Source organism: Micromonospora sp. ATLC20, from assembly GCF_057196585.1.
In genome coordinates this window covers 1-3,174 of record NZ_JBXUOV010000322.1, presented here as the reverse complement: position 1 = coordinate 3,174, position 3,174 = coordinate 1, and the positions used below count along the sequence as shown (strand labels likewise).

Below are 3,174 nucleotides of genomic sequence, written 5' to 3'. Positions count from 1 at the left end.
GGGGCGATCTACGCCGCGCCGAACGGCACCGCCGGCGCGGCCGGCACCCAGGCCAGCCCGACCACGATCGCCGCGGCGATCACCCGCGTCGGCGCCGGTGGCACGATCTACCTGCGCGGCGGCACGTACAACCTGTCCCAGACGGTCACCGTCGCCGCCGGCAACAACGGCACGTCGAGCGCCCGCAAGAACCTGTACGCCTATCCGGGCGAGACGCCGATCCTGAACTTCTCCGCGATGAGCGAGGATCCGGCCAACCGGGGACTGGCGCTGAACGCCTCGTACTGGCACGTGCGCGGGCTCGTGGTGGAGCGGGCCGGTGACAACGGCATCTTCGTCGGCGGCAGCAACAACGTCATCGAGCGGACGGTGACCCGCTTCAACCGCGACACCGGGCTGCAACTGTCCCGGATCGCCTCCAGCACGCCCCGCGACCAGTGGCCGGCGAACAACCTCATGGTCAGCGTGGAGTCGCACGACAACGCCGACTCCGACGGCGAGGACGCCGACGGCTTCGCGGCCAAGCTCACCGTCGGCGGCGGCAACGTCTTCCGGTACGCGGTGTCGCACCACAACATCGACGACGGATGGGACCTCTACACCAAGTCCGACACCGGCGCGATCGGCACGGTGACCATCGAGGACTCGCTCGCCTACAGCAACGGCACGCTGAGCAACGGCACGCAGAACGGCAACGGCGACCGCAACGGCTTCAAGCTCGGCGGCGAGGACATCGCCGTCAACCACACCGTCCGGCGCACCATCGCGTACCGCAACGGCAAGCACGGATTCACCTACAACCGGAACCCGGGCACGATGACGATCTCGAACAACCTGAGCATCGACAACACGGAGCGCAACTTCTCGTTCGACGCCGGCACCTCGGTGTTCCGGAGCAACACGTCCTGCCGCTTCGCCGGCAGCGGCTCCAACGACAAGACGGTCGGCAACGTGGACGGCTCGAACCAGTTCTGGTCCGGCAGCAACGGCTCCCGCTGCGCCACGTACTCCGGTGCCCTGGCCTGGTCCTTCGCCTCCGACGGCCGCCTCACGGTGACCCTCGGCGGCCGCCCGGTCTCGCTCTGACCCCGCCACCCATGCTCGGACGATCATGAGGTTGGCGGCCGGATCGGAGATCGACATCGCCGTCAACCTCATGATCGACCGGGGGAGGGGTGGGGTGGGGGTGGGACGGGGGAGTGAGATCGGACCGAAGGACCGGCTTGACAGGATGATCGAGTCTTAGGTTAGCCTAACCTGCGTGACGAGCGGAACGATGCGGGCCGACGGCCTGCGCGGCAGTGAGCTGCGGCTGGGCTACCACGGCAAGACGGTGGTGCACGACGCCGCCATCACGCTGCGGCCCGCGGCGGTGACCGCGCTGGTCGGCCCCAACGGCAGCGGCAAGTCGACGCTGCTGCGCGGACTGGCCCGCCTGCACCCGCTGGAGCACGGCGAGATCGTGCTCGCCGACGGCACGCCGGCCCGGACGCTGTCCGCCCGGGACTTCGCCCGCCGGGTCACGCTGCTCGCGCAGAGCCGGCCCACCCCCAGCGGGGTGACGGTGCGGGACGTGGTCGGGTACGGCCGGCACCCGTACCGGCAGCGGTGGCGCGCGAACGACCTCGACGGACCGGCCGCGATCGACCGCGCCATGCGGGTGACAGGCGTCGACGGCATGGCCGGACGGCCGGTCGACGAGCTCTCCGGCGGCGAGCTGCAACGGGTCTGGCTGGCCACCTGCCTGGCCCAGGACACCGCGATCCTGCTGCTGGACGAGCCGACCACGTTCCTGGACCTGCGCTACCAGGTGGAGATCCTCGACCTGATGCGCGACCTCGCCGACACCGCCGGCGTCGCCGTCGGTGTGGTGCTGCACGACCTCAACCAGGCGGCCGCCGTCGCCGACCAGGTCGTGCTCCTGCACGAAGGCCGGGTACGCGGTACCGGCACCCCGCACGAGGTGTTCACCGAGGCGGCACTCACCGAGGCGTACGGCATCCGCGTCGAGGTGAGCGTCGACCCGGTCACCAACCTGCTCTCCACACGTCCCGTCGGCCGGCACACGACCCGCGTCTCCGCCTGACCGACTCCTGCACACAGAAGAGAAACCCGATGCTGCGTACCCGAATGACCCTGCTCGTCGCCGCCGCGGCGAGCGCGCTGCTGATCGCCGGCTGCGGCACCACCGAGGAGCCCGCCGCCGCACCGTCCCCCTCCGACGCCGCGTCCACCGGCCCGGTCACCGTCACCGACAGCCGGGGCAAGACCATCACGCTCAAGAGCGCCGCCACCAAGGTCGTCGGCCTGGAGTGGGGCGAGGTGGAGATGCTCGTCGGCCTCGGCGTGATGCCGGTCGGCGTGGCCGACCCCAAGGGGTACGCCACCTGGGTGACCGCCGCCCCGCTCGACGCGAGCGTCAAGGACGTCGGCACCCGGGGTGAGCCGAGCGTCGACTCCATCGTCGCCCTCCAGCCGGACCTCGTGGTGATGGAGGCCGAGCGCGGCTCCGCCGTCGTCACCCAGCTGGAGAAGTACGTCCCGGTGCTGGTCACCAAGGGCAGCGACGCCTCCGACAACATCGGCCGGATGCGCGCGGACCTGAAGATGATCGCCACCGCGACCGGCCGTACCGCCCAGGCGGACAAGCTGCTCGCCGACTTCGACGCCGCGATCGCCGACGGCAAGAAGAAGATCGCCGACGCCGGGGCGGCCGGTAAGCAGTTCGCCATCGCCGACGGCTGGAAGGAAGGCAGCACCGTCTCGATCCGGATGTTCGGCCAGGGCGCGCTCGTCTCCCAGCTCGGCATCCAGCTCGGCCTCAAGAACGCCTGGACCGGCAAGACCGACGAGATGTGGGGCCTGGGCCAGACCGACGTCGAGGGCATGACCGTCCTCAAGGGCCAGGACGTGCACTTCTTCTACAACGCCTCGGACGGCACCGACGTCTTCGCCGACGGCCTCGCCGGCAACGCGATCTGGCGTTCCCTGCCGTTCGTCCAGCAGAACAAGCTGCACAAGATGCCCAACGGCATCTGGACCTTCGGCGGCACGCTGTCCGCCAAGCAGTACATCGACGAGCTGGTCAAGGTCTACACGGCTTGAGCGCGATGACCGCCCCCGCCCCGCCGGGGCCGGCCACCCGGCCGGCCCCGGTCGGGCCGCCGCCCGCCC

Annotated in this window: 3 protein-coding genes; all 3 read left to right on the top strand. The window is 70.5% G+C overall.

Translation table 11 applies throughout. The features are described 5' to 3' along the window. Positions 1 to 1,086 (top strand): cellulose-binding protein (locus AC2CHG_RS30835; RefSeq protein WP_484526145.1); only part of this gene is annotated, 1,086 nt, incomplete at its 5' end. Between the two features lie 190 nt (positions 1,087 to 1,276). Next, the gene (locus AC2CHG_RS30830) at positions 1,277 to 2,086 is read left to right on the top strand and encodes an ABC transporter ATP-binding protein (RefSeq protein WP_194800125.1); all 810 of its coding nucleotides are present in this window, start codon (positions 1,277 to 1,279) and stop codon (positions 2,084 to 2,086) included. Positions 2,087 to 2,115: 29 nt separating this feature from the next. Further along, entirely contained in the window at positions 2,116 to 3,105 is a 990-nt protein-coding gene (locus AC2CHG_RS30825) for an ABC transporter substrate-binding protein (protein WP_484526144.1), read from the top strand. Positions 3,106 to 3,174: the final 69 nt, after the last annotated feature.